Source organism: Dermacoccus sp. MPR-E5 (genome assembly GCF_058809565.1).
Genome location: NZ_JBXASS010000009.1, coordinates 39,199 through 64,128, shown reverse-complemented (window position 1 = coordinate 64,128; position 24,930 = coordinate 39,199). Strand labels below are relative to the sequence as shown.

At 71.0% G+C, this 24,930-nt stretch carries 22 protein-coding genes; 15 read left to right on the top strand and 7 right to left on the bottom strand.

Annotated elements, in window-relative coordinates; all coding sequences use genetic code 11:
* Positions 1 to 157 precede the first annotated feature (157 nt).
* Complete coding sequence (locus AC1RS9_RS08585; protein WP_492921151.1) at positions 158 to 1,207, top strand: lipid II:glycine glycyltransferase FemX; 1,050 nt, start codon at positions 158 to 160, stop codon at positions 1,205 to 1,207.
* A gap of 209 nt (positions 1,208 to 1,416) precedes the next feature.
* On the opposite strand, the gene AC1RS9_RS08580 is transcribed toward AC1RS9_RS08585, so the two are convergent.
* Positions 1,417 to 2,601, bottom strand: a complete 1,185-nt coding sequence (locus AC1RS9_RS08580) for a glycosyltransferase (protein WP_492921149.1) — start codon at positions 2,599 to 2,601, stop codon at positions 1,417 to 1,419.
* A gap of 322 nt (positions 2,602 to 2,923) precedes the next feature.
* Between AC1RS9_RS08580 and AC1RS9_RS08575 the strand changes: the two genes are divergently transcribed.
* Positions 2,924 to 3,565, top strand: a complete 642-nt coding sequence (locus AC1RS9_RS08575; protein WP_253184064.1) for a DUF3253 domain-containing protein — start codon at positions 2,924 to 2,926, stop codon at positions 3,563 to 3,565.
* A 203-nt stretch (positions 3,566 to 3,768) separates the two neighbouring features.
* Here AC1RS9_RS08575 and AC1RS9_RS08570 read toward each other — a convergent pair whose 3' ends face one another.
* Both AC1RS9_RS08570 and AC1RS9_RS08565 read right to left on the bottom strand, forming a co-directional pair.
* Positions 3,769 to 4,491, bottom strand: coding sequence for a CPBP family intramembrane glutamic endopeptidase (locus AC1RS9_RS08570; protein ID WP_492921147.1), 723 nt, complete (start codon positions 4,489 to 4,491; stop codon positions 3,769 to 3,771).
* Positions 4,491 to 5,906 carry a tryptophan-rich sensory protein gene (locus AC1RS9_RS08565; protein ID WP_062256606.1) on the bottom strand — a complete coding sequence of 472 codons (1,416 nt, stop codon included), beginning with the start codon at positions 5,904 to 5,906 and terminating at the stop codon, positions 4,491 to 4,493. Before AC1RS9_RS08565 ends, AC1RS9_RS08570 begins: the two co-directional genes overlap by 1 nt.
* Positions 5,907 to 6,142: 236 nt before the next feature.
* On the opposite strand from AC1RS9_RS08565, the gene AC1RS9_RS08560 reads away from it, so the two are divergent.
* Complete coding sequence (locus AC1RS9_RS08560; RefSeq protein ID WP_074046431.1) at positions 6,143 to 6,865, top strand: DUF998 domain-containing protein; 723 nt, start codon at positions 6,143 to 6,145, stop codon at positions 6,863 to 6,865.
* A 115-nt stretch (positions 6,866 to 6,980) separates the two neighbouring features.
* On the opposite strand, the gene AC1RS9_RS08555 is transcribed toward AC1RS9_RS08560, so the two are convergent.
* Both AC1RS9_RS08555 and AC1RS9_RS08550 read right to left on the bottom strand, forming a co-directional pair.
* Positions 6,981 to 8,609, bottom strand: a complete 1,629-nt coding sequence (locus AC1RS9_RS08555) for a hypothetical protein (RefSeq protein ID WP_492921145.1) — start codon at positions 8,607 to 8,609, stop codon at positions 6,981 to 6,983.
* Positions 8,610 to 8,646: 37 nt separating this feature from the next.
* Positions 8,647 to 9,861, bottom strand: a complete 1,215-nt coding sequence (locus AC1RS9_RS08550; RefSeq protein WP_492921143.1) for a glycosyltransferase — start codon at positions 9,859 to 9,861, stop codon at positions 8,647 to 8,649.
* A 327-nt stretch (positions 9,862 to 10,188) separates the two neighbouring features.
* On the opposite strand from AC1RS9_RS08550, the gene AC1RS9_RS08545 reads away from it, so the two are divergent.
* From AC1RS9_RS08545 to crtI, 8 genes are all read left to right on the top strand, one after another.
* A complete protein-coding gene (locus AC1RS9_RS08545) occupies positions 10,189 to 11,148 on the top strand; it encodes a phytoene/squalene synthase family protein (RefSeq protein ID WP_136788579.1) in 960 nt (319 codons plus the stop codon).
* Between the two features lie 79 nt (positions 11,149 to 11,227).
* Positions 11,228 to 12,253: a Rieske (2Fe-2S) protein gene (locus AC1RS9_RS08540; RefSeq protein ID WP_062256476.1), complete on the top strand. Its 1,026-nt coding sequence runs from the start codon at positions 11,228 to 11,230 to the stop codon at positions 12,251 to 12,253.
* A gap of 31 nt (positions 12,254 to 12,284) precedes the next feature.
* Entirely contained in the window at positions 12,285 to 12,755 is a 471-nt protein-coding gene (locus tag AC1RS9_RS08535; protein ID WP_074039799.1) for a lycopene cyclase domain-containing protein, read from the top strand.
* 1 nt (position 12,756) lies between these two features.
* Positions 12,757 to 13,074 carry a lycopene cyclase domain-containing protein gene (locus tag AC1RS9_RS08530; protein WP_038566746.1) on the top strand — a complete coding sequence of 106 codons (318 nt, stop codon included), beginning with the start codon at positions 12,757 to 12,759 and terminating at the stop codon, positions 13,072 to 13,074.
* Positions 13,071 to 14,819 (top strand): FAD-dependent oxidoreductase, encoded by a 1,749-nt coding sequence (locus AC1RS9_RS08525; RefSeq protein ID WP_136788577.1) that lies wholly within the window; start codon positions 13,071 to 13,073, stop codon positions 14,817 to 14,819. Before AC1RS9_RS08530 ends, AC1RS9_RS08525 begins: the two co-directional genes overlap by 4 nt.
* Positions 14,816 to 16,024, top strand: a complete 1,209-nt coding sequence (locus AC1RS9_RS08520) for a polyprenyl synthetase family protein (RefSeq protein WP_115296604.1) — start codon at positions 14,816 to 14,818, stop codon at positions 16,022 to 16,024. Before AC1RS9_RS08525 ends, AC1RS9_RS08520 begins: the two co-directional genes overlap by 4 nt.
* A gap of 55 nt (positions 16,025 to 16,079) precedes the next feature.
* Positions 16,080 to 16,799: an isopentenyl-diphosphate Delta-isomerase gene (gene idi, locus AC1RS9_RS08515; RefSeq protein ID WP_074046427.1), complete on the top strand. Its 720-nt coding sequence runs from the start codon at positions 16,080 to 16,082 to the stop codon at positions 16,797 to 16,799.
* Entirely contained in the window at positions 16,796 to 18,277 is a 1,482-nt protein-coding gene (gene crtI / locus AC1RS9_RS08510; RefSeq protein WP_131940459.1) for a phytoene desaturase family protein, read from the top strand. The genes idi and crtI overlap by 4 nt, the downstream gene beginning before the upstream one ends.
* A gap of 20 nt (positions 18,278 to 18,297) precedes the next feature.
* On the opposite strand, the gene AC1RS9_RS08505 is transcribed toward crtI, so the two are convergent.
* Positions 18,298 to 19,194, bottom strand: coding sequence for a diacylglycerol/lipid kinase family protein (locus AC1RS9_RS08505; RefSeq protein ID WP_131940461.1), 897 nt, complete (start codon positions 19,192 to 19,194; stop codon positions 18,298 to 18,300).
* Complete coding sequence (locus AC1RS9_RS08500; protein WP_062256465.1) at positions 19,191 to 20,891, bottom strand: FAD-binding oxidoreductase; 1,701 nt, start codon at positions 20,889 to 20,891, stop codon at positions 19,191 to 19,193. The genes AC1RS9_RS08505 and AC1RS9_RS08500 overlap by 4 nt, the downstream gene beginning before the upstream one ends.
* Before the next feature lie 103 nt (positions 20,892 to 20,994).
* On the opposite strand from AC1RS9_RS08500, the gene AC1RS9_RS08495 reads away from it, so the two are divergent.
* The 4 genes from AC1RS9_RS08495 to AC1RS9_RS08480 all read left to right on the top strand — a co-directional run bounded on the left by AC1RS9_RS08495 (position 20,995) and on the right by AC1RS9_RS08480 (position 24,795).
* The gene (locus AC1RS9_RS08495; RefSeq protein WP_062256463.1) at positions 20,995 to 21,642 is read left to right on the top strand and encodes a TetR/AcrR family transcriptional regulator; all 648 of its coding nucleotides are present in this window, start codon (positions 20,995 to 20,997) and stop codon (positions 21,640 to 21,642) included.
* Positions 21,642 to 23,243, top strand: coding sequence for a glycerol-3-phosphate dehydrogenase/oxidase (locus tag AC1RS9_RS08490; protein WP_492921138.1), 1,602 nt, complete (start codon positions 21,642 to 21,644; stop codon positions 23,241 to 23,243). The genes AC1RS9_RS08495 and AC1RS9_RS08490 overlap by 1 nt, the downstream gene beginning before the upstream one ends.
* A gap of 84 nt (positions 23,244 to 23,327) precedes the next feature.
* Positions 23,328 to 24,293: a DMT family transporter gene (locus tag AC1RS9_RS08485; RefSeq protein ID WP_062257042.1), complete on the top strand. Its 966-nt coding sequence runs from the start codon at positions 23,328 to 23,330 to the stop codon at positions 24,291 to 24,293.
* A 298-nt stretch (positions 24,294 to 24,591) separates the two neighbouring features.
* Positions 24,592 to 24,795: a cold-shock protein gene (locus AC1RS9_RS08480; RefSeq protein WP_006946709.1), complete on the top strand. Its 204-nt coding sequence runs from the start codon at positions 24,592 to 24,594 to the stop codon at positions 24,793 to 24,795.
* Positions 24,796 to 24,930: the final 135 nt, after the last annotated feature.

The following is a 24,930-nucleotide window of genomic DNA, read 5'->3' as shown; positions in this document are numbered from 1 at the left end:
CTCCCCATCGGCGATCAGCGGCAACCGGGTGACATGCGAAGGCTCAGGAGGCGCGGTCAGGGGGTGAGTCTCGCGATACGGTTGGGAAGTTGCCTCGCGGTCTTCGTCCGTGCTGCACATCGCCTGAGCGTTATCGCCCCGATGATCGGAACCTCGAATGTTCTCGCTCGAATCGCCACTGCAGACCGACGCATGGGCCAAGGTCCAACGCAAGCTCGGCAAGCCGACGTCGACACTGCAGGGTGACGGGTGGTCGGCACTGTGCGTCGAGGAGAAGCGCTCAGTCGGCTCCTACCTGTACGTGCCGTACGGGCCGATCTGCCGTGACGCGGGCGCACTCGACGACGCCTTGCGTGCCATCCACGCCCATGCTCGTCGACGGCGAGCCTGGTGGGTTCGCGTCGAGCCGCGCAGCAGCGAACGCGAGGCCCTCTGGTCGGACCTGCCGCTGTGGCGGGACGTGCTCGAGGCCGACAGATTTCACCCGGCGCTGCACGATCACCAACCGAAGCACACTCGCCTCATCGACCTGACTGCGGGCCCGGACGCCATCCTCGCCGCGGCGACGGGCAGCATCCGCACGATTCACCGCAACCACGCGAAGAAGGGCCTGGAGGTGCGGACGAGCCGCAACCCGGACGACGTCACCATCCTCGCCGCGTTCCTGTCGCAGGCTGCTGGGCACAAGCACATCGTCGTCCGCTCGACCAGCTACCTGCATGCGGTGGCTTCCGCGATGATGCCGGTGGACGCGGCGACCCTCTACTCGACGTGGAAGGACGGCGCCCCGCTGTGCGCCACCCTCGTCTACGACAGCCCCACCCAGCGGCTCTTCGCCCACGCCGCGATGCCCGTGGAGCATCGAAAACTGCGTCCGAACCAGCCCCTCATCACGCGCGCGCTGCTCGACGCCCACGACGCAGGCATTCGGACCGCTGACCTGTTCGGCCTCGCACCACCGGACGAGCCGAACCATCCCTGGGCGGGATTCAGCGCCTTCAAGCGTTCCTTCGGTGGCGAGGACGTCACCCACCTCGGCACCTGGGAACGCGACATCGTGCCCGGAGCGCGACGTGCCCTCGAAGCCCGCGAGCATCTCGCGGAACGTCGTCAGACGCAGCGGGCTCGAGGCCCGGAGGCCACCGCGGACTCGTCGGCGCCCGTGGCGACGACGGCGTCAGCGGAGAACAGCTCGGTGCCGCACTGACGATTGGCCGACGGGTCAACGGCGCGACTGGGGCGTCGTAGGGTCCGCGGGGGGGCGACGGGGCAGCGGTGGTGACCACGACATCGCCGATGTGACGAGGATTCGCAGACCGGGACGCGGCTCGCAGAGGTGGACGAAGATCGCGAATTTCGTGCACATTCAGGCACACGACGTATGTCGCTCACAGACGCGCCAGGGGCGACGTCGCGTCAACGAGTGGGAATGCTGGCGCGGTAGATCTCGGAGTGAACGCGTGCTCCGGCATCGCGTTCGTCGCGGCGTGCGGCGACGTCGGCCGGGGCAGCGCGCCCTTGGTCGACGGCGACCAGGATCGTGTCGGCAAGCCTGCGAGCGTCGACGGTGGCGTCCTCACTCGCGGCCGCACCGTCCTCGGCCTCATCGCCCCGGCCCGCGAGATCGTAGAGGACGGGCGCGTGCTGTTCGCCGTAGAACCCGATGTTCGGTGCCACGACGCGCACGCCGAGGTCGTGACACATCTCGATCCACCCCGAGTGGGTGCCCCAGACGTTCGCCATGACGCTGACGTCGAGGCCGCCGACGAACGCGAACAGCGTCGCGTCATCCATCGGCTCGTGCAGGACGAGCGTGATGGCGCCGCGCGCCGCCAGCGCCTCGGCGCGCTCGACGACGCAGGCGTCGTGACCGCGATCGGTTGGGTCCGCCACGGCGCGGTGCATCGTCACGACGATCTCGACGTCAGGCCGCTCATCGGCGACGAGGGCGAGCGCGTCGAGCGCTCCCGCTGCGTCTACGTTCGTGCGAAGACTCTTGAGGTGCAAGCCGATTCGCCGACGATCATTTCGCGCGGGCGCCGCTGTGCTGTCGTCGCTCGACCGCGCGTCGGCGCGGTTCGTCCGAGAGGAAGTGTCATCGAGCAGGAGCGCGGCCATGACGTCCAGCGGCACGATGTGCGGGTGGCGCACGACGACGGCGTCGCGACCCCAGCGAGCCTGGATCGCATCAGCCGCGCCCTGCGTCAGCGTGATGACGGCGTCAGCCGCCGGCACGAGCGCGTCGAGTCGGCTGAGCTGCGCCGCCGGGTCCTTGATGTGCGGGTTGCGCAGGTCGTGCACCGTGACGACGACGCCCTTGCCCAGCTCGTGCGCCACGTCGACGACCTCGCGCAGGTGCTCAGGGCTGAACGACTCGAACCCGAAGTGGACGTGCAGCACGTCGAACTCGCCGGCATGCTCGCGTAGCCAGGCCGGATCGAGGATGCGCGGCGGCCACCAGCGCGTCGAGCCGTCGTCCGCGATGACGGGCGGGTCGGTCAGGCGGATCACCTCGTCGCACCCGTCGCCTGGTGTCTCGCCGGTCGGGGAGAGGTGCGCGACGTAGGGGTGATCGGCCGGAACCGACGCGACACGAATCATGGCTTCTCCTGGACGCGATCTCATCGGCTACGACACTGAGCACGACACAGTGAACGCGACCGAGGGCGGGCGCCGTCACCCTACCCGCAGGCTCGCCCGTTGACGGATCATCGTTGCCCGGATTCGCGTCATGTTCGACGCCAATCCGGGCAACGATCGTCCCTCGGCCTGACAAGTGCATCGCGCATCTGCAGTCAGACGGTGCCGCCGACATGAGCCAGGCCCCGGGGAGGCGGCGCGAGGCAGACCCGTCTTCATCGGCGCGGGCATGTCAGACGTGCTCCGGTGGACACGCGGCGGCGTGGGCCGTCACAGTGGGCGGGTGAGTGAACCCGAGCGCACCCCGGACGGTCGCTACATCGTCGTGAACGGTCGACGCTGGCGCGCGTCCGACCCCGGCATCCCGCCGAAGCTGCGGCAAGAACTCGTCGACGAACTGATGGCCGCCCGTCGCCTCGTGCGCACGGACGCCGAGCACGCCCGACCGCGCGTGCAGGCGGCCAAGATCGCTCTCGGCGAACGGGGCTACGAATGGTGGACTACTCCGTCCGACGACGAACGCGACGTCCGCATCGAAGCGACGATCCGCGCGCTGCTGCGTCATCGCGCCGGCAAGAGCATCTGCCCCAGCGACGTCGCGCGCGTGGTCGGCAGCGGCGCGCACACTGACATCCATGGCGGCGGTATTTCGCAGGCGAGTGGCCACGAGACGGCGACCCAAGTCGGAGGCGAGTCGACCACTACCGGGGGCAGCGATGCGACGAACGGCGATGACGGGTGGCGCGACCTCATGCCCGCCGTCCGCGCCGTGGCGCATCGAATGCGAGCGGCCGGCGAGGTGCTCGTCACCCAGAAGGGCAAGGCCGTCGACGAGACAGCTCGCGGGCCCGTCAGGATCATCTTTGCCGACGGTGGCGCTGACGATGACATTCGTGGTGACGCTGGGGAGCGCCCCACGTCGTGATGTTCCCCGACATCGCGTCGCTGCCGACGCGATGTCGGGCGAAAATCGCTGACGCTCAGTCTGACGACGGGCTTATCACTCGAGATCCGCCGCGACCGTCCCCCGACGCCGCCCTGAGTGCCAGCCTGGCACCACAGGTTGACATCCACCGTAGATCGCAGAGGGGGGACACCCACGTCAAGGGCGTCGGGCGGCCGATCTCACTACACGACGTGCGGCAGGACGAACAGCATGAGCATCGACCACGTCAGGTGCGTGACGATCGGCCCCGCGAGCGAGCCCGACTGCTGACGCAGGACGGCGACGACGAAGCCGAGCATCGCCGCGGCGAGTGCGAGCAGCGGAATGCCGGTCAGGGCCGTGACGGCGGTGTAGGCGACCGTCGTCCACAGCACGCGCTTCCTCGGCGACAGCACGCGCCAGAGCCCGCCTCGGTAGAACACCTCCTCGGCGATGCCGTTGACGGCCGTCGTCAGTGCGACGATCGGCAGGCTGCCCTTGCGGGCATGGTCGAGCAGGTGCGAGACGGGGTCGCGCAGCGCCGGGATGAAGCGCACGAGAAACGCGCCGACGACGAACAACAGCGCCAACGCGATGCCGATGCCGAACGCCTCGAGCAGTTCGCGTCCGTCAGCGCGCCAGCGCAGCCTGGTCGCCCCGACCCGGCCGGCCGAAAAGATCCCCGCTCCGTAGATGACGGCGACGAGGAACGTCGCCGGGTAGAACAGGGCCTGCCCCGGCTCGAGATTGAGCGACCACGACAGTGCGACGGCGGCCGCGACGCCCGTCGCGCCGATGATGACCCGCGTCGCCCCGAGACGATGCTCGGGCACGGGATCGGTTGCGGCGTCACGTAGTTCGACGTCGCGTGCCCCTGCGAGCGCGGCGCCGAAGACGTGGCGAGGTGAGCGGTGCGATGTCGCCATCAGCGTCCCGGGTTGCGACGGGCGATGACCGCGCTGAGGACGGTGGCGAACCCCGTCCACGCCGCGTACGGCGCGAGCACGACGCCCTTCTCCGGCGAGGCCTTGTGCGCGCGGCGCACGAGGTCGGCCGAGCTGGCGGCGAGCACCGCAGCCTCCAGCACCGCCGGACGCAGCTTCTTCGCGGCGAAGAACGTGCCGTTCCAGCCGACGTTGAGGGCCAGGTTCGCGGCGAGCGCCGCGATGTACGCCCGCTGTTCCTTGGTGCGGCCCGTCTCGGCGAGGTCGGCGATCGTCAGGCTCGAGATGAGCGCGAGGTCGGTGTAGAGCGCGCTCCACACGATCGGGAACGCGGCGGGCGGCGGCTGGATCGCAGGCTTGCGCAGCGTGCGGTACCACGCCGACTTCGGGTCGGTCAGCAGCGAGCCGGCGACGGCGGTCGCGGCGACGGCGGCGGACGTCAGCCCGAGCGTGCGTACCCAGCGCGAGGTGTCGAGGTCCTTCACGGCCGCGCGCACGGCATCCTCGAACGTCGTGTGACCGCCCGGAGGTGCGCCGACGAGGTCGTCGAGGTCGCGTTCGTGGACGACGGTGTCGTGCTGCAGGCTGCCGATGAGCGGCGCCGCCAGGCTGCTGGAGACGGGCGTCACGAGGCCGATCCAGTGCCCGGCGAGTCCGGCCGTCGTCACCGGCGCGGTGCCCACGATGCGCGGCAGCCAGCGCTTCGTCGCCTTCGCGTAGCGCTTCATCATGTCGCCGTACGGCATCGGTTCGGGGCCGCCGATGTCGAAGGTGCGGCTGACGTCGGCGGGCAGGTCGGCGGCACCGACGAGATAGTGCACGGCGTCGGCGACGGCGATCGGCTGGATGCGGTTCTTGATCCACTTCGGCGCGATCGCGCCGGGCAGGCGCTCGCTGAGGTTGCGCAGCATGATGAACGACGACGACTCGTCACCGATGACGACGCCCGCCTGCAGCGCCGCCGTCGGAACGCCGGAGTCGATGAGCACGTGGCCCACCTCGACGCGCGAGCGCAGGTGGTCGGACAACTGCTCGACGTCCTCGTCGTCCGGGTGCAGGCCACCGAGGTAGACGATGCGCGAGACGCCGGCGTCGCGGGCGGCGTCGGCGAACGTCGAGGCCATCTCCTTCTCCTCGGAGACGAAGTCGTCGGACGTGCTCATCGAGTGCAGCAGGTACCAGGCGACGTCGACGTCCTGCATGGCGCGCGCGACGTCGGAGGCCTCGGACGCGTCACCCTCGACGACCTCGACGTGCTCGCCCCACGGCAGCGCACGCACCTTCTTCTCGCTGCGGCTGAGCACGCGCACGCGCCATCCCCGCTCGACGAGTTCAGCGGCCACCTGGCCGCCGACGTATCCGGTGGCCCCGGTGACGAGGGCGAGGCGAGAGGTCATGAAGTCCATCCGTTTCATCGAGGAGTGCGCGTGGATCACGTTGGAATTTCAGGATAGTCGTACCTGACGTCGGCGTCAGCGGCGCCGGTCACAGCGGGGTTGCTCAGCGCGGGCGTCAGCTGCGCCGCTCATGCGGGCGCACCTGAGCGCCGCGGTGCGTGGGGAACGGTTCGCCGTCATTCCAGCCTGCCGGCGCCCACGAGGGGGCTGGGCGGCTGCGGCCTACACTCCTCGACGTGTCCGAACCTCAGGGCGAGCCCTCGTACCCGCCGCTCCGAGCCGAGCGCCGCTCGGCTCGGCGCGAGCGTTCGGCGGCGGCATTGCTCGTCCTCGGGCTCGTGCTGTGCGTGGGCGCGTACGTCGCGGCGGTGCATGCTCGGGGCGCGTCTTTCTCCTGGCGGCGCGCGATGATCAGCGACCTCGGACGCACGATCTGCCGCGACTGGCACGGATTCTGGGTCTGCTCGCCGCGCGCCGACCTCTTCAACGTCGCCGTCGGCGTCGCAGGAGCCTGCATCCTGACGGCGGGGGTTCTGACGCACGATCGACTCGGACGATTGCTGACGGCGGCGCTCGTCTGCCTCGGCGTCGGACTCGTGTGGGTCGCGGTCTTTCCCGCTGACGGAGCCATCGGGGTGCACATGGTGGGCGGCGTGCTCGCTCTGCCGGCGCCGTCCGTCCTGTTGCTCGCACATGGGCTGGTGGGGGTGCGGTCGGCCGACTCACGAGGGGATCACGATCGGTTCGCGAGCGAGCGCGAGCCCCGTCACACGCTGACGCGCGTGCTCGGGGCGCTGGGTGCCGTGTCGTCGCTCATGAGTCTCGACCACGTCATGCCGGCGCCGGCGCCCATCCCGCGCGGGGTGGCGGAGGGCGTCTCGCTGCTGGCGCTCGCAGTTGCTCTCGTCGTCGTGGCGTTCGACCTGCTGCGACGCCCGCGCGACATCACCGCACCCTGACACACCCCGCCTCCCTCGATGTTGCCCGGGTGTCACGGCGCCCGCGCCCCAAGAAGTGGGCAACATCGCGGCCTTGGACGCGCGCCGCGCCACACGAGGAGTGGGGGAGTGCGCCTCAACCGCCGAGGCGGCGCAACGTCGGCCAGACGGCGCCCCATCCTCCTCGCGGGTCGGAACATCGCAGCATCGTCGTGCCGTCGAGGCCGAACGGGTCGTGCGGCGCGATGAGCCGTCCAGCGGGGTCGCAGCGTGTGAACGCCGCACGGATGCGGTGCTCGTCCCCACCGACGGCGAGGACGTCGTGCGTGTCCCCGTCGCTGCGTGGCGGCCCGAGGCTCCAGAGCGCGTTGTGCCACGAGGCGACGTCGGCACGCGGCACCCCGAGCGCAGGGCCGTACTGATGTGCAGCTCCGGCGAGGGCATACGAATCGGTGACGATGGCCGCACCCGTCGGACGGGCTGTCGCCATCTGGGCGGCGAGTGACGGCCAGTCGGTCTGGTCGCGCTGCATGGGGTCGAGGGCGGAGACGATGGAGAACGCCGGTGACGAAGCGGGCACGATCGGTAGGCAGATGAGGGCTGCGACGACGGCGTTCGCCGTCACGACGATGGGCGCGCGCCGCCACACGTGCTCCTCGTCCGCAGCCGCCCGCGCCCAGCCGACCGCGACAAGCGGCAAGAACACCGCGACCGCGTAGTAGGGCTGCGCAGGGGAGACGAGCGCGAACACGAGGACGATCGCGGCCATGACGGCGAGCACGGGCCCGGTGCGCTGTTGTGGTGGGTCCGGGGCGATGCGGCCGGCGTGACCGTCGTCGGTGGAGAAAGGATCGTTCGTGACGCCGCCGAACGCCTTGACGCGGGCGTCGTCAGCGGGACCGCTGCGCCAGCCGTTCGCCTCGGCGTGCCCACCGCCGTCGTCGCCGCCGTCAGCTCCGGGGTGGGCGGCACGACGACTTCCCGGGTGCCACCACAACCCCCGCCACGCGACCTGCACGAACGGCGGTCCGACGAACACGACGAGCAGCGGCACGACGAGCCATCGGTTGAGCGCGCCATGGCGGGCGACGACGTCGGCCGAGACGTCGAGCATCGGCACGCCGTGAACGATCTGCGCCCCCACTTGGAACCCGCCGACCGCGACGAGCAACGCGGCGCCGCACCAGGCGTCACGGGTGCGCAGCACCCACCGGGCGCACGCGGCGAGCGCGACGAAGACCGCCGCGACGAGCACGAGGACGAGCAGCTTGTTCCAGCACGCCACCCCAGCCGCCGCGCCGGCCCACGTCAGCGCATGGCGACGCCCCGTCAGCGCAGCGACGACACCGAGCACGACGAGCTGCCACGCGAGCAGATCGAGGCTCGCCGTCAGCATGACGTGCCCCATGAGCAGCGGATAGACGGTGAACGCATGCGCCCACGCGGCGATGCGCTGCACCCTCACATCAGCGCCGAGAAGCCGCGGAAACAGCCCCGCGACGAGCGCGCCCGCCCCCGCCGCGAGCGCGGCCGGCAGCCGTTGCACCCACACCGCGTCACTCACCGACGCCGCTGCGTGCGCGAGCCAGACGGTGAGCGGCGGCTGATCGTCGTACCACCACGCGGGCGGCAACATGCGAAAGTACAGCTCGTCGCCGTGAAAACCGTGGCGCGAAGCCGTCGCGAGCAGCACGATCATGACAGCCAGCGCTGCCGGAGCACCGGGGCGCCACCACGGCTGCGCCTCGACGAACCGCGCCGACACACGCCACCTCGATGAAATCGACGCGGACAGCGTCACGTCATGCCCCGCCGACGAACTGTTCGATGGCGGCGACGGCCACGCCCGCGCCGTCCTCGGTCGCCACCTGACGTCCGAGATCCGCTGCACGCTCGCGCATTTCAGCACTCATCGCTGCGCGCAGCCGACGCGTCAGCAACCCCGCGGTGAGCAATCGACGCGGCAGCGGCGCGGGTGCGGCGTCGAGCGTGTGGAGGCGGTGCGCCCAGTGGTACTGGTCGGCGAAGTGCGGGACGACGACGCTGGGCGCGCCCGTGGCGAGCGCGGTACCTGTCGTCCCCGACCCGCCGTGGTGGACGACGGCGCGCACCTGCGCGAACAGCGCGTGGTGCGGCTCGTCACCGATGCCGACGACGACGCCATCCGCCTCGCGCGGCGCACCGTCGAGCTGGACGAGCGCACGCACGCCGAGTCTCCGGCACGCCTCGGTGACGACGTCGACGACGCGGCCCGGTGAGTTCTGGTGCATCGAGCCGAACCCGACGGCGATCCACTCGTCACCGGAGGCGAGCAGCGCCCGGGTGCGCTCCGACAAGCCCTCGTGCGGCGCCTCGCGCCACCACCCCGTGACGACAGTGCGGGAGTCGTCCACCGGGTCGGCGAGCAGCGGGCTGTACGCGTGCAGCGAGCCAAGAGTCGCCGTCGTCAGGCCCGTGGGGTGGGCGGCGCGCAGGTCGAGTCGGCCGTCGGCCCATCCGCCGTCGACGCCCGCGAAGTACGGTTCGACGCGCCGCAGCGCTCCACGCGCGCGACGCCGCACACCGGTGGGCAGCGTCCACGCGTACGGCAGCAGCGGCATCGGCCCGTCGAGCCTGTCGAACTCGGGCCACAGGTGCGCGCGGACGACGGGGACGTCGGCGCGCATCGCCTCGTCGACGGCGGCGATCGCGAAGCTCGAGGCGACGAGGACGTCGGCGCCCGCGAGCGCCTCACGCGTGGTCGGCCCGAACGACTGCAGGAACTCGGCGAACACGTTGCGCGTGCGGTTGAGCGCGCGCAGATCACCACGCCGCAGTGCGGTGCCCGCCGGGCCGGCGAGGAGGGCACCCGGATCGCTCGCCACCGTCACGACGCGCGGGCCGTCCGGCATGACGTGCGCGAGCGACGCGTGGGTGACGACGGTGACGTCGTGCCCACGGGCGACGAGACGCGCGGCGAGCACCCCGAACGGGACGGCGTCGCCGCGGCTGCCGGCGGCGGCGATGACGACCCTCATGCAGCCCGCTCCGACGGGTGAACGCACGGGGTTTCGGTGCTCGCGTCGCGTTCGCGCGGGCGTCGGAATCGCATGGCACACCTTCGAATAGCCGGACGGGTGCCCTCATCGTAGTGCCGCCACGACGGCACGAACGGGCCCGCAGAGTCGCCGCGGCACGGTCGCAAACGCCAACCCCCATGGTCGAATTCCGTGATTTTCCAACGCCTCCGGGGCGCTCGCATCGGCGCGTCGGCGGCTATGCTCATGGTTCGGACCCGCGGGCAGGTCACCCTCACCTGCGACCGGCCGATGGACGTTCACACCCCGTCACCCGTGGAGGCACTCGTGACAGACCCCGAGGCCCTCCTCACGCATGGCTACCGCCAGGCGCGCGACATCACCCGCATGCACGGCACGACGTACTACTGGGGGACGCTGTTCCTGCCGCCGCAGCAGCGCCGCGACGTCTACGGCCTGTACGCCCTGTGCCGCCTGGCCGACGACATCGTCGACGAGCCCGACAAGGCCACCGGGCACGGCCTCGACGCATCGTTGCCGCCGGGGGAGCGTCTCGCGCAGTTCGAACAGCGCTTCCAGGCCGACCTCGCCGCGGGGCGCAGCGACGACCCGTTGTTCGCCGCCATCGTCGACACCGCCCGGCGTCTCGACCTCGATTCCGGTTGCTACGACCGCTTCTTCGGCGCCATGCAGCTCGATCTCGTCCGCACGTCGTGGGCGTCGTGGCCTCAGCTGCGCGACGAGTACATGGAGGGCTCGGCCGCCGTCATCGGCGAGATGATGCTGCCTGTGCTGCGCCCGCGCTCGCGGGAGGCCGCGTTCGCTCCGGCCCGCGCGCTGGGGCTCGCGTTCCAGCTGACGAACTTCCTGCGCGATGTCGGCGAAGACCTCGAACGCGGTCGCGTCTACCTGCCCGCCGACGAACTCGCCGCGCACGGCGCCGACCCGTGGCTGCGCCGCGTCACCCCGCAGTGGCGCGCGTTCATGGCCGAGCAGATCGCCCGAAACCGCGCGCTGTTCCACGACGCCGAAGCCGGTCTGCCGCACCTGCCTGCCTCGTCGCGACGGTGCGTCGGCGCGGCGCTCGCGATGTACTCACGCATCCTGTGCCTCATCGAGGCGGCCGACTACGACGTGTTCAGCACGCGCCACCGCGTCTCCGCAGCACGCAAGAGCGCCATCGCGGGAGCCGTCGTCGTCACCGGACGCGCCCGAACTGCGGCGCCGGTCGCGCCCTCGTCATCGGCCGTGGCGAACGAGCCGGCCGTGACGTCATCCGCGTCATGAGCGAGGTGCACCCGACGATGGAGACCGGCTCGACCCACCGCACCCCCTCGCCCACCGAAACTCGCCGAAGGAGCCGCAGATGAGACGCCCGCCCCGCAACCGCGCCGAACTGCGTGCCGAGATCGCGCGGCGCAACCCGATCCGACGCGTCCCGCAGCCGCCGGAGGAGCAGATTCGCTCGACGTGGCGTCAGGCCGCGGTGCCCCGCATCGAGCGGATGCTGGCGCGCGCCCTCGCCCAGGACGCGGGTGGCTGGCACGTCGCGGCGGCGAGCACGGACGTCGTCGCGGGGCGTTCGACGGTGCGCACGATCCTCGGACGCGAGATCGCGTTGTGGCGCGGCACCGACGGCTCGGCGCTCGCGGGGCCGGGCGCGTGCCCGCACATGGGTGCGCTGCTGGAGAACTGCCACACCGATGACGGCGACGTGCTGTGCCGCTGGCACGGGCTGCGGCTGCCGAGCGAGTGGCCGGGCGAATGGCTCACCTACCCCGCGCACGACGACGGCGTCCTGTTCTGGGTGCGGTTGCCCAGCGACGGCGAGACGCCGAGCGATGCGCCGGTGCTGCCCCCGCGCGCTCCACTCGACGAGGCGCTCGTCGCGGTCTACACGCGTGAAGCGCGCTGCGAGACGTCCGACGTCATCGCGAATCGCCTCGACCCGTGGCACGGGGCCTGGTTCCACCCATACGCGTTCAGCCACCTCGTCGTCGACGAGGACGCGAGCGATGACGACTGCCTCGTCACCGACGTGACGTTCCGCCTCAACCACACCTACGGCGTTCCGGTGCGCGCGGCGTTCACGTGCGCCGACAGCCGCACGATCACGATGACGATCATCGACGGCGAGGGCGTCGGCAGCACCGTCGAGACCCACGCGACGTGCGTGCAGCCGGCGAGCGCCGAGCAGCCGGCTCGCAGCGTCATTCACGAGGCGACGATCGCGCACTCCGAGCGCCCCGGTTTCCGTGCGGCGCGGGCATTCGCGCCGCTCATCCGCCCGCTCGTGCTGCGCACGCAGGGCCAGTTGTGGGTCGACGACCTCGAGTACGCGGAGCGTCGCTACGAACTGCGTTCGGGTTTCGCGAGGGACGGGCAGTCGTGACGGCGGCCGACGTCGTGGTGGGGTGGGCGACATGAGCCTGCCCGCGTCCTGGGATCCCTATCAGTACCTGCTGCTCATGGGTGGATGCCTGCTCATCACGCTGCCGCTCGAACTCGTCCTGCGCGCCCGCGTGTACTCACGCCCGCGACGGTTGCTCGCGGCGCTGCTGCCCGTCGTCGTGCTGTTCAGTGTGTGGGACATCGTCGGGATCGTGCGCGATCACTGGTCGTACTCGCCGCGCTTCACGTCGGGTTGGGATGTGCCGCTCACCCCGATGCCGATCGAGGAGCTCGTGTTCTTCGTCGTCATCCCGATCTGCGGGCTGCTGACGTACGGAGCCGTCGGGTTCTGCCTGCGCCTGCTCGCCGCGTGGCGCTCGAGCGGGAGCGCGAGAAGTGCTCTCGCCCGGGTCGATCCGCACGGTCGGGCGGGCGAGGGACGCCATGTGGCGGCTGATGGCTCGTCCGCGCGAGGCGATCATCGCCCGTCGAGGGAGGTGTGACGTGCCCGAGTACACCGTGCTGACCGTCGCGTCGATGATCGGCGTCGTCGCTCTCGAAGGGCGTTGGCGCACCGGCATCTTCACCTCGGCGCGCTACTGGTGCTCGATGGTCATCGTGTTCGCGTTCCAGATCCTCGTCGACGGCTGGCTGACGAAGCTGAGCGACCCGATCGTCCTCTACGGGCGCGATCAGTTCCTCGGCATCCGCTTTCCGTGGGACATCCCGATCGAGGACTTCGGGTTCGGCTTCTCGATGGTGACGCTGACGATCCTGCTGTGGGAACACCACGGCCGCCGCCGAAAGGAGAACGCACGATGAGCGCGACGATCGAGGCCTTCACGGCGGGGCTGCGACGGGTGCCGCCGTGGCGCCCCGGACGTGATGCGGCGGCCGAACGGCATGAGCCTGACGGTCGGGGTGGCCCTGCTGCGTCGAGGGTGGCGGACGCCGCGGCCCCCCACGTCGTCGTCGTGGGTGGTGGGATTGCCGGCATCAGCGCCGCCGTCGGGCTGGCCGAGCGCGGCGTGCGCGTCACGCTCATCGAGGCAGAAAGCAGCCTCGGTGGCCGAGTGCGCAGCTGGCCCGTCGACGTGCCGACCCCGGGCGCTGACGCGTCGGGCGCCCCGGACGATCGAGCGACGATGAGCCGCGGGTTTCACGCGTTCTTCCGCCAGTACTACAACCTGCGCGCGCTGCTGCGCCGCGTCGACCCGGGCCTCGAATGTCTGCGGCCCGTCGCGGACTACCCGCTGCGTCACGCGGACGGTACGCAGGATTCGTTCACGCAGATCGCGACGAGGCCGCCGCTCAACTTCCTGTCGTTCGTCGCCCGCAGCCCCTCGTTCGGTCTGCGCGACCTGTCGCGCGTCGACGCCGACCGCGCCCTCGACCTGCTCGACGTCGACTTCCCCGCCACGTATTCGCGCTACGACGGGGTGAGCGCCGCCGACGCCCTCGACGCGCTGCGATTCCCCGAGCGCATGCGCTCGCTCGCGCTCGAGGTGTTCGCACGCAGCTTCTTCGCCGACCCGCGCGACTTCTCCGCCGGCGAACTCGTCGCCATGTTTCACATGTACTTCCTCGGTTCCGGCGAGGGGCTGCTGTTCGACGTCAGCCGCGACGACTTCGACACGACGATGTGGCGACCGCTGCGCTCCTACCTCGAAGACCTCGGCGCGCACGTCGTGACGGGTTGTCGCGTCGAGTCGATCGAGCGCGACGGCGAGGGTTTCCGTGTCAGCGCCGGCGCGGCTGCTGCGGGTGCGGCGGGTATCGACGAGGCGAGTCGCGGCCGCCTTGACTTCGCCATCGACCGTGACGATGCCCATGGCTCGCTCCGCGCCGACGCCGTCGTCATCGCCACGAGCCGTGACGTGCTGCAGCGTCTCGTCGACGGCACCGACCTCGGCGACGAGGCCTGGCGTGCGTCCGTGCTGACCGGGGAGATGGCGCCTCGTTTCATCGTGCAGCGACTGTGGTTCGACCGCCCCGTCGCGGCGGGCAGCGCGCCGTTCGTCGGCACGGCCGCGTACGGCCATCTCGACAACGTCTCGCTCGTCCACGACCTCGAGGACGGCGCCGCGCAGTGGGCCGAGCGGTGCGGCGGCAGCGTCGTCGAACTGCATGCTTACGCGGTGCCCGACGACGTCACCGATGACGAAGTGCTCGCCGACCTACGACATCAGCTCGAGCGCCTGCACCCTGAGCTCACCGGGTGCGAGCCGGTGCACGAGGAGGTGCTCGTCGAGGCCGACTGCCCCCTCGCCGGTACGGACGAGTGGGCCGCGCGCCCGGGCGTCGTCACGCCGCAGCCGAAGCTCGTCCTCGCCGGTGACGGCGTGCGCTGCGAGCTGCCCGTCGCGCTCATGGAGCGGGCGGCGACGACCGGTTTCCAGGCCGCGAACGCGTTGCTGCGCCACTGGGGGTTGCCCGGGCACGAGCTGTGGAGCGTGCCGACGCGGGCGCGGTTCCCGCGGTCGCTGCGCGCCGCCCGTGCGGCGCTGCGCCTGCGCGAGCGTGGCCTCGCGACGGTAGGTCGCGATTCGTCAGGGCGTGGCCGATGAGCGGACGGCAGGACGACATCGCCCTCGACGCCGGACGTTTCGGGCGCGAAGGACTCGGGCTCGAGCGGCGCGCCGCGGGACGCTGCGACACCGAGAGTCGAGATGGAGGACGCCGCAGCGACGCGTGCCGTCTCACCGATGCCGCCAGCTTTCTCGACGCCGTGCAGGCGCGCTTGGCCGAGAGCCTTGCCTTCGCGGCCGACGCCGGCGGTGTGGTGACGGCCGGACTGCCCTCGTCAGCGCTGGTCGAGGCATCGTCGCTCGAGACGCTCGTGCGTGATCTTCTCGCAGCCGGCGGCAAACTCGTGCGGCCCCGGCTCGTCCGCCTCGGGTACCTGGCGGCGCGCGAGTGCACCAACCCCGACGACGACCCCGCGACCACCGACGCTGTCGTTCGTGTCGCTGCGGCGTTCGAGTTGTTGCACCTGTTCGGGTTGCTGCAGGACGACGTCATGGATGCCTCTGACACGCGACGCGGCACTCCGACCGCGCACCACCAGGTGAGAGCCGCCGCAGCTCAGCCCGACGGCCCCGACGCTGCGCGCCTCGGCGACAGCGTCGCCGTTCTCGCCGGTGATCTCGCGTTCGCGCTCGCGAACCGCCTCGTCCGCGCTCTGCCGGAGCACGTGGCCGACGCGTGGGACGCAGCGGTCGTCGAGCTCGTCACCGGCCAGCGGCTCGACCTCGTCTTCGCCGCCGAGGCACGCCTCGACGAGGTGAGCACACGCCGCGTCGCGCACGCAAAGTCGGGCGCGTACACGGTGCAGCGCCCCCTCGAGATCGGCGCGTTGCTCGCCGGCGAGAGCGCGCCACCGGCGTGGCTGAGCCAATTCGGCGCCGCGCTCGGTGAGGCGTTCGCGCTCGCCGACGACATCATCGGCCTGTGGGGCGAACCCGCCGTCACGGGCAAACCGGCGGGCGAGGATCTGCGCGAACGCAAGCCGACGACCGTCCTCGGCCTCGCCGACTCGGCCCTCGACGGCGAGCTGACGCGACGCCTGGCGCCGGGTCGCGAACCACTCGACGAGGCCGAGACACACGCCTGGTTGCAGCGCCTCGACGCGGCGGGCGTGCGCGCGCAGGCCGTCGCCCGCATCGCCGATCGCCACGCTGATGCCCTCGATGCTCTCGCGGCGCTGCCGCAGGGCGCGGTGCGTGACGAACTCACGCGTTTCGCCGACGAACTGGCGGTGCGCGATGCGTGAACGTCGTCAGGATCATCCAGCACCTCACGCCGACGACTCGAAAGAAGCACCCCCGATGCGCGAGACGCCGATGATCGACGCGCCCGGCAAGCCAGCGGAAGCGACGTTCGGTGCCGCGCCCGCCGCTCCTACTAGGGGTGTGCCGGCCGCGACCGACGACGTCGTCGTCCTGCTCGACGATGACGGCGCCGCGATCGGCACGTGCCCGCGCGCCGAGGTGCACACCCGTGACACGCCGCTGCATCGCGCCTTCTCGAGCTACCTGCTCGACGACGCGGGTCGCCTGCTGCTCACCCGTCGCGCGCTGACGAAGGTCGCGTGGCCGGGTGTGTGGACGAACACCTGTTGCGGGCATCCGCGCCCCGACGAACCCACGCAGGACGCGGTGAGCCGGCGCGTGCGTGAAGAGCTCGGGCTGGATGTGACGCAGTTGCGCGTCGTCCTGCCGAGCTACCGTTACCGTGCGGTCGACGCGTCCGGCATCGTCGAGCACGAGATCTGCCCGGTGCTGGTGGGGCGCATCGACCCGGCGCAGCTCGAACCGCACCCCGACGAGGTATGCGAGTGGGCCTGGGTCGCCTGGCCCGACGCGGTCCACCTCGCGCGTCGCACTCCGGCGCTGCTCAGCCCGTGGGCAGCCGAGCAGATCGTGCTGCTCGCCGAGCAGCTGGGGGAGAACGGCCTCTCGCCGCTCGCGCTCCCGCACGATGAGACCGCGCACGAGCACACGCAGCACGAAGAACACGAACCCCTCGATGAGAAGGATCTCGCATGAGTCGCGTCGTCGTCATCGGAGCCGGCCTCGCCGGCCTGGCCGCAGCCTGTCATCTGCGCGGCGCCGGGCACGACGTCGTCATCGTCGAGAAGCAGGCGCAGGCGGGTGGGCGTGGCATCCGCCTCGAGCGGGACGGGTTCACGTTCGACACCGGCCCGACCGTCCTGACGATGATCGACCTCGTCGACGAAGCCCTCGCGCAGATCGGCGTGGGCGTACACGATGTGCTCGACCTGACGCTGCTCGACCCCGCCTACCGCGCCTGCTACGCGGACGGTTCGACGATCTTCGTCCGCCACGGCCACGAGGCGATGCGCGAGGAGATCGCGCGCGAGTGCGGCGCGAAGGACGCAGCGGCGTTCGACGACTTCGTCGCGTGGCTGCGGCGGCTGTACGAGGTCGAGATGCCGCACTTCATCGACGCGAACTTCGACTCACCCCTCGACCTGCTGCGCAACCCGGCTGCAGCCGCGCGGCTCGTGAGGCTCGGCGGGTTCCGTCACCTCGGGCCCGTCATCCGCGAGCGCTTCGACGACGAACGCCTGCACCGCATCTTCTCGTTCCAGGCGATGTATGCAGGTCTCGCGCCGGAGAAGGCGCTCGCGCTGTACGCCGTCATCACGTACATGGACTCGATCGAGGGTGTCTGGTTCCCGGCCGGCGGCATGCGCGAGGTGCCCGAGGCGATGGCGCGTGCGCTCGGGCGCACAGGCGTCGAACAGCGCTACGACACGACGGTGACGCGCATCCTCACCCGCGCTGACGGCGCCGTCGCCGGGGTCGAGATGTTCGGCCCGAGTGGTGACGAGCGGCTGCCGTGTGACGCGATCGTCTGCACGACCGACCTGCCCATCGCCTACCGCACGCTGCTCGACGACCTCGAACCGCCGGCCGTCCTGAAGCGTGCGACGTACTCGCCGTCCGCGGTCGTCTGGCACCTCGGGGTCGAGGGTGTGCCGAGCGACGCCGCGCACCACAACATCCACTTCGGCACGGCGTGGGAGGAGTCGTTCGACGATCTGCTCGTGCGCGGCACGCGGATGCAGGACCCGTCGCGGCTCGTCACCATTCCGTCTCGTGACGACGCCACCGCCGCGCCGGAGGGTTGTTCGACGTTGTACGTCCTCGAGCCCGCACCCAACCTCGACGTCGGGCGTGTCGACTGGGCGGCCGAGCGGCCGCGCATGAAGGAGGAACTGCTCGCTTTCCTCGATGACGCCGGCTACCCGACGACGATCGTCACCGACGAGTTCGTCGATCCCACCGACTGGCAGGCGCAGGGTATGGCCGCGGGAACGCCGTTCGCGCTCAGCCACACGTTCCTGCAGACCGGCCCGTTCCGCCCGCCGAACGTCGAACGCCGCCGCCCCGGCGTATTCTTCGCCGGTTCCGGCACCGTGCCGGGTGTCGGCGTGCCGATGGTGCTCGTCAGCGGCAAGCTCGCCGCGGCGCGCGTCGAGGCCTACGTCGGGCGCTGACGGCTCGACGCTCAGGCGTCTCAGGGCGCCGGCACGAGGACGCGCAGGGCGTCGGGCAGCGCACGGAACGTCGTCGGCGACGCCTCGAGCAGGTCGCCGTCGGCATAGACATCCCCGACGTGGGGCGTGATGACGCGGATCTCGCGTCCGCGCAGCGCTCGAACACGTACCCCGTCGACATGGGTGCCGCGAAACAGGCGCGGCAGCATCGCCGGGTAGTGCCAGCGTGGGATGTCGGTGACCACGGTGACGTCGAGCAACCCGTCGCTCATCGACGCGTCGGGGTTGACGCGCATCCCGGCGCCGAATCGCCCCGAGTTGCCGATCGCGACGTTCCACCCGGTGAACTCGTGCGTCACCCCGTCGACGACGAGCGTCAACGGTCGCGGCAGCGCGTGCACGAGCGTTCGAGCGCCGCCGTAGGCGTAGACGAGCGAACTCGGCACCGCGCGCGGAGCGTCGTTGGCGTACGTGTTCGCCATCGAGTCGTAGCCGAGCGTCGCCACACCGAGGAAGACCGTGGCGGTCGACGGGTCGCCGTCGCCGGCCAGTCCGACGTCGAGGCGGCGTTCGCGCGCGACGGCGAGCAGCTGCGCGGCGCGTCGCACGTCGCCCGGGCCCCCGAGTGCGCGGACGAGGTCGTGCCCACGCCCCGCGGGCAACGGCGCCATGAGGCAGCCGCTGACGACGGCGCCCGCGGCCACCCGCCCGTAGAGCCCGTCGCCGCCGAGCGTGACGAGCAGGTCGTCGACGCTCGCGTCCGCGGCGACCTGCGACGCGTGGTCCGCCGACCGCGTGACCACGACGTCGACGTGCCAACCGTGCGCGCGCAGGATGTCCGTCACCGGATCGATCATGCGCAGCGTCGCACCCTTGCGCGCAGCCGGGTTGACGACCAGGGTGACGGGCCGCGTCATGACGCCCCGGCCTCGCACGCGTCGGGGGCGTCGTCGACCGGCGGAACGAGCTTGCCGGGGTTGAGGATTCCGGCCGGGTCGAGCTCGTTCTTCACCGCGCGCAGGATGCGCGCGCCGAGCTCGCCCATCTCGTCAGCGGCCCAGGCGCGGTGGTCGGTGCCGACGGCGTGGTGGTGCGTGATCGTGCCACCGTGTGCCGCGATGACGTCGCTCGCGGCCGTCTTGACGCGGCGCCACTGGGCGAGCGGGTCGCTCTCCTCGCGGCAGAAGAACGTGTAGTAGAGCGAGGCGCCGCCGTCGTAGAGGTGCGAGACGTGGCACTGGACGACGGCGTGCGGGCCGATCTCGGCGCTGATCGCATCGCGCACCGCGCGGTAGAGCGTCGGCAGGTTCGCCCACGTCGTCGCCGTCTCGAGCGTCTCGACGAAGATGCCGCGATCCATGAGGTGGTCGCGCTGGTAGGGCCCGCGGAAGCGGTGGCTGATCCAGTGCTCGGCGATCGACGCGGGCGCACGTCGCGCACCCGACGCGCGCAGCACGCGGTGCGCCTGTCGCCGGCGCCGACGCAGGGTGGTGCGGTCGGTGTCCTCCCAACGCAGCACCCCGAGCGACGGCTCGCGGGCGCCGCGCGCGGCGAAGGTCGCCATCGCCGCGAGCCCTCGCGCCGACTGGGCCAGGATCGTGCGTGATTCCTCACCGTCGGAGAGGCGGCTGACGTCCGGCATGACGCCGTGGCCGAGATCCTGCGCGAGCGCCCGGAACGCGTCGAACCCGTCGGTGAACGAGTCGAACGCCCAGGTCTCGTAAGCGAACTCGGTCGGTCCCTCGTGCAGCTGCAGCGTCATCTCGGTGATGACGCCGAGCGTGCCCTCGCTGCCGATGAGCACGTCGATGAGCTTCGGCCCGGCGGCCGTCGCCGAGCTGGGAGTCCGCCCGCCGAGCGTCAGCTCGCCCTCGGGCGTGGCGAGGGTGACGGCGACGACGTTCTGCTCGAACCGTCCGTACCCGGAGGACGCCTGCCCGGAGCTGCGCGTCACGAGATATCCGCCGAGCGTTGCCTGTTCGTAGCTCTGCGGGAAGTGTCCGAGCGTGAGTCCGCGCGGACGCAGCACGGCTTCGAGCTGGGCGCCGCGCAGCCCGGGCTGGAGCGTCGCGGTGCGCGACGTCTCGTCGATGCTGACGACGGCGTCGAGGCGCCGTAGGTCGAGACTGATGACGCTCGCGAACCGACCGCGCACGGGGTCGACACCGCCGACGACGCTCGTGCCACCGCCGAACGGGACGACGGCGATCTCACGCTGCGCGGCGAGGCGCAGCACCTCGACGACCTCGCTGCCGTCGGCGGGAAACACGACGGCGTCCGGCGCGTGACTGCCGTCGCCGGTGCGCAGCCGGTACAGGTCGGGGTAGCTCTTGCCCCCGGCGTGCTCGATGCGCTCGCGTCGTTCGACGCTGACGTGCGCGTCGCCGACGAGTGTGCGCAGGGCGGCGAGGTCGTCGTCGTCGAGGGTGGAGGCGGGCAGCTCGACGTCGTCGAGCGCGACGGGCGGAGTGTCCTGCTCAGCCGGTTCGATGCCCTTGGCGAGCTTCAACCCGCGCCAGACGAGCGGGGAGAGTTCTTTCTTGAGCTGCGGGTCTCCCCAGCCGTGCCACACCGAGCGCGGGGCGGTCTCGACGAGGTTCGCGTCATCCTTCATGTCTCCATCATGCCGTGCGTGAGACACTGACTCACGATTTGTCTCAATGTTTCATCGTTTCGACGGGCCAATCGTGGCGGCGACCGCACAGCGAGGAGGACGCATGACGCAGGACGATGCAATCCTGGCCGCAGTGCGGGCGGAGGTCATCGCCTACGGTTTTCGCCGCGCGACGATGACGTCGGTGGCCCGCCGCGCAGGCATGAGTCGGGCCACCCTCTACCGACGTGGCGCGACGCTCGACGACCTCGTGCGCGAGGCCCTCGTCGCCGACTTCGCCGCCGCCGCAAGCGACGCGCTGCCCCAGGTTCCCGCGAACGAACCCGCGGGCGAACCCGCAAACGACGAGGCGGGCGCCGTCACCCGCGACGTCATCGTCCGCGCCGCGATCACCACGCTCGAGGCGCTCTCGACGGAGTTCACGCAGGCGCTGATCGAGCACGACCCCGAACTGCTCCTGCCCTATCTCGTCGAACGTGTCGGGCGCAGCCAGCGCAGCATTCTCGACGCGTTGAGCGCCGCGATCGCCCTCGCGCAGCTCGATGGCTCGGTGCGCGATGCGCCGGCCGACGTCCTCGCGATGGGCGCGATGCAGGCGCTCATGCCCTACCTCGTCAGTCGTCGACCGCTCGAGCAGATCGCCCCTCGTCAGGTGTGGCTCGTCGAGGCGGCCCATCTGCTCGACGGGTACCTCGCGCCCAGCCCGGCAGCCTCTGACCACCGGACCACCCCCACGGAAGGCCGCTCCTGATGTCGACCGCCCCCTGCCACCCCGCCAGTGACCCCAGCGTGGGCAGCCTCAACCCCACCCAACGCGCTGCGGCACTGCACCGCCTCGCCCACGAGCGCTACGACGTCATCGTCGTCGGCGCCGGGGTGACGGGTGCCGGCGTGGGGCTCGACGCGGCGTCGCGCGGGCTGCGCACGGCACTCGTCGAGCGCGTCGATCTGGCGGCAGGGACGAGTCGGTGGAGCAGCAAGCTCATCCATGGCGGCCTGCGCTATCTCGCAAAGGGTGACCTCGCCGTCGCCTACGAGTCGGCGCGCGAGCGTCATCACCTGATGACGAGCATCGCGCCGCATCTCGTGCGGCCGCTGCACACGGTGGTGCTCGACACCGGCATCGGTGAGACGGCCGTCTCGAACCTCGGCATCACCCTCTCGGACGGGCTGCGCCGCGTCAGCCGCACGCCGTCGAACGTCCTCGCCGCGCCGCGCCGCATTCGGGTGCGTGACGTCGAGTCGCTCGTGCCTGGGGCAGTGCGCGGCCGCGCGGCGCTGCGCTACACCGACGGCCAGCTCGAGGACGACGCGCGCTTCGTGACGACCCTCGCGCGCACCGCCGCGGCGCACGGCGCCGACGTCGTGACGCGGTGTGCGGCGCGTCCGCTCGACTCTGAGTCCGTCGAGCTCACCGACCAGCTGACGGGGGAGTCGTTCGTCGCCCACGGCCACATCGTGCTCGCGACGGGGGTGTGGAGCGGCGAGCACGACGAGCGTCTCACCGTCACGCCCTCGCGTGGCTCGCACCTCGTCGTCCGGGCGAGCGCGGTGGGTGACCCTTCGGCGCAGCTCGTCGCACCGGTGCCCGGGCACTTTGGCCGCTACGTGTTCGCGATTCCGATCGCCGACGGGCTCGTCCTCATCGGGCTGACGGACGAGGCCGACCCGGACGCCGACCCGCTCGCGCCTTCCGTCCCGGACGAAGACGAGCAGTTCCTGCTCGCCACGATGAACGCCGTCCTGGCCCGTCCGCTGACGCGCGACGACGTCGTCGGGCGCTTCGCTGGTCTGCGACCGCTCGTGACGCGCGCCGACGCCTCGAGCGGGCAAGGCGCGACCGCCGACGCCTCGCGCAAGCACCTGCTCCTCGACGAGCCGGGCGCCCCGATCACCATCACGGGAGGAAAGTTCACGACGTATCGTCGCATGGCGCAGGACGCCGTCGACGCCGTCGCCCGGCGCGTCGGAGGCGTGATCGCATCGTGCCGAACGCGTGAGCTTCCGCTTCTCGGCGCAGCCCCGACTGACGTCCTCGCTCGCGTCGCGGCGCCCGAGCGGCTCGTGCGCCGCTACGGCACGTTGGCCCCGTCGGTGGCCGCGATCGCCGACGAATCGTCGTTCTACGCCGAGCGCGTCGTGCCCGGATCGTCGACGCTGGTCGCCGAGTTCGTCCACGCGGTGCGGCACGAGGGTGCCATGACGCTCGACGATCTCGTCGAGCGCCGCACGCGCCTGGCCTTCGTCGACGCAGACCTCGAGCCGGCTCGGGCCGTTGCGGCGGAGGTTCTGCGGCGCGAGATGGGTCTGGACACCTTCGCAGAACTCCCAGTCGTGCACCGCCGTGCCTGAACGTCCCTGACCGCCCTCGGCCAGTACCCTGAGGCCGGGAGGCCGATGCCGTGGCGTCCGACAACGTCGTCGCTCGGAGGTCGCATGCTGCTCGTCCTGCTGCTGGCTGTCGCCTCCAGTGCGTGTGCGGCGCTGTCGACGGTGTTCAAGCACCGCGCCGCACAGCATGCCGTGGAGCAGCCGGCGGCCGACGAGCGAGCAGACGGTGAGAAGCACCCCCGGCGCGGGTTGCGCGCCGCGGCAGTGGCCTGGGTCGCGAACCCGACGTTCGCCATCGCCATGGTGTTCGACGGGCTGTGCGTCGTCTTCCAGATCCTCGCCCTCAAGTACGGCAGCCTCTCGGTCGTGCAGCCGGTGCTGTGCATGTCGCTCGTCATCAGCCTCGGGCTCAACCACGTCATGCTGCGCACACGCCCGACACGTTCGGAGATCCTCCATTCGCTGACGCTCGTCGCCGGCCTCGTGATGTTCCTGCTCGTCTCCGACGCGATCTCCGCACACGGAGAGACGGCCATCGGTCGTCGCGTGCCCGCCATCATCCTCGCCGTCGTGGGCGGCCTGTTCGTCCTCGGCGCGGTGTTCGGCACGCGCTCGATGCGCCCGCGGATGCGTGCCCGGGCGCTCGCAGCGTCCGTCGCCATCGTCTACGCGACGACGGCCGGGTTGATGAAGTCGACGACGCAGATCTCACACCTCTTCGGTCTCGACGCGGTGCTGACGTCGTGGCAGCTGTGGGTGCTCATCGCGCTCGCTGCCTGTGGTCTGGCGCTCAACCAGGTGGCGTTCGCGGCGGCGCCTCTCAACGTCGTGCTGCCCGTCGTCGCCTCGCTCGATCCGCTGTTCAGCGTCCTCATCGGTGTCAGCGTCTACGGCGACCAACTGCGCGACACGCCCCTCGCCGTCGCCGGTGAGGTGGCCGGGCTCGCGCTGCTGCTGTACTCGGTCGTCAAGCTGAGCTCGGTGCGTGCCGCCCAGGGCGCGGCCGCCGAGGCCGAACTCGCGGCAGCGATGGACGGCGGCGCCACACCGCTGTCGATGCGCAACGAGTGACACCGGCGGCGCACACCTACCCGGCTCGATGCTCCGATGCGCGCTCGAGGTCCTGCTCGGGCTGGAAGTGACGCTCTCCGCCCACTGCTCCAGCTGCTGCGGGTCACCAACTGTTCACCTTCGCGGGACGCGTGGAATGAAGCCCGCGGGGCCGCTCGTGTTAGCGTGAGGGTGGTTGCTTTGCAGAACCCGGTTTTACCCCTGTTGTACATCACCTCAGGCGTTCACGGCATGCACATCAGCCTGAGCCTGCAAAAAGTGCAGGCTCAACGCAGAGAAACAGATTGAGGGATTTCCCATGGCACAGGGCACTGTGAAGTGGTTCAACGCTGAGAAGGGCTTCGGCTTCATCGAGCAGGACGGCGGCGGCGCCGACGTCTTCGTTCACTTCTCCGCCATCCAGACCAACGGCTACCGCTCGCTCGACGAGGGTCAGCGCGTCGAGTTCGAGATCACGCAGGGCGACAAGGGCCCGCAGGCCTCGAACGTCACGGCTGCCTGATCATCTGATCTCGTAGCGTTTTCGTACGAAGCCCCCAGCCGTTCGGCTGGGGGCTTCGTCGTGCGCCGACTCCGTCATGCTCGGGCGGGGCCCGTCACGCAGACGAGTGCGCCGCCCGTCCCTCGTGGGGTGGGC

What these genes read in the sequence shown, in the direction of transcription:
- AC1RS9_RS08520 (WP_115296604.1), top strand. Translation starts at nt 14,816, where the DNA reads ATGAGCGGACGGCAGGACGACATCGCCCTCGACGCCGGACGTTTCGGG.
- AC1RS9_RS08500 (WP_062256465.1), bottom strand. Translation starts at nt 20,891, where the DNA reads ATGAAGGATGACGCGAACCTCGTCGAGACCGCCCCGCGCTCGGTGTGG.
- AC1RS9_RS08485 (WP_062257042.1), top strand. Translation starts at nt 23,328, where the DNA reads ATGCTGCTCGTCCTGCTGCTGGCTGTCGCCTCCAGTGCGTGTGCGGCG.
- crtI (WP_131940459.1), top strand. Translation starts at nt 16,796, where the DNA reads ATGAGTCGCGTCGTCGTCATCGGAGCCGGCCTCGCCGGCCTGGCCGCA.
- AC1RS9_RS08505 (WP_131940461.1), bottom strand. Translation starts at nt 19,194, where the DNA reads ATGACGCGGCCCGTCACCCTGGTCGTCAACCCGGCTGCGCGCAAGGGT.
- AC1RS9_RS08570 (WP_492921147.1), bottom strand. Translation starts at nt 4,491, where the DNA reads ATGGCGACATCGCACCGCTCACCTCGCCACGTCTTCGGCGCCGCGCTC.
- AC1RS9_RS08585 (WP_492921151.1), top strand. Translation starts at nt 158, where the DNA reads ATGTTCTCGCTCGAATCGCCACTGCAGACCGACGCATGGGCCAAGGTC.
- AC1RS9_RS08480 (WP_006946709.1), top strand. Translation starts at nt 24,592, where the DNA reads ATGGCACAGGGCACTGTGAAGTGGTTCAACGCTGAGAAGGGCTTCGGC.
- AC1RS9_RS08550 (WP_492921143.1), bottom strand. Translation starts at nt 9,861, where the DNA reads ATGAGGGTCGTCATCGCCGCCGCCGGCAGCCGCGGCGACGCCGTCCCG.
- AC1RS9_RS08535 (WP_074039799.1), top strand. Translation starts at nt 12,285, where the DNA reads ATGAGCCTGCCCGCGTCCTGGGATCCCTATCAGTACCTGCTGCTCATG.
- AC1RS9_RS08580 (WP_492921149.1), bottom strand. Translation starts at nt 2,601, where the DNA reads ATGATTCGTGTCGCGTCGGTTCCGGCCGATCACCCCTACGTCGCGCAC.
- AC1RS9_RS08565 (WP_062256606.1), bottom strand. Translation starts at nt 5,906, where the DNA reads ATGACCTCTCGCCTCGCCCTCGTCACCGGGGCCACCGGATACGTCGGC.
- AC1RS9_RS08525 (WP_136788577.1), top strand. Translation starts at nt 13,071, where the DNA reads ATGAGCGCGACGATCGAGGCCTTCACGGCGGGGCTGCGACGGGTGCCG.
- AC1RS9_RS08495 (WP_062256463.1), top strand. Translation starts at nt 20,995, where the DNA reads ATGACGCAGGACGATGCAATCCTGGCCGCAGTGCGGGCGGAGGTCATC.
- AC1RS9_RS08490 (WP_492921138.1), top strand. Translation starts at nt 21,642, where the DNA reads ATGTCGACCGCCCCCTGCCACCCCGCCAGTGACCCCAGCGTGGGCAGC.
- AC1RS9_RS08540 (WP_062256476.1), top strand. Translation starts at nt 11,228, where the DNA reads ATGAGACGCCCGCCCCGCAACCGCGCCGAACTGCGTGCCGAGATCGCG.
- idi (WP_074046427.1), top strand. Translation starts at nt 16,080, where the DNA reads ATGCGCGAGACGCCGATGATCGACGCGCCCGGCAAGCCAGCGGAAGCG.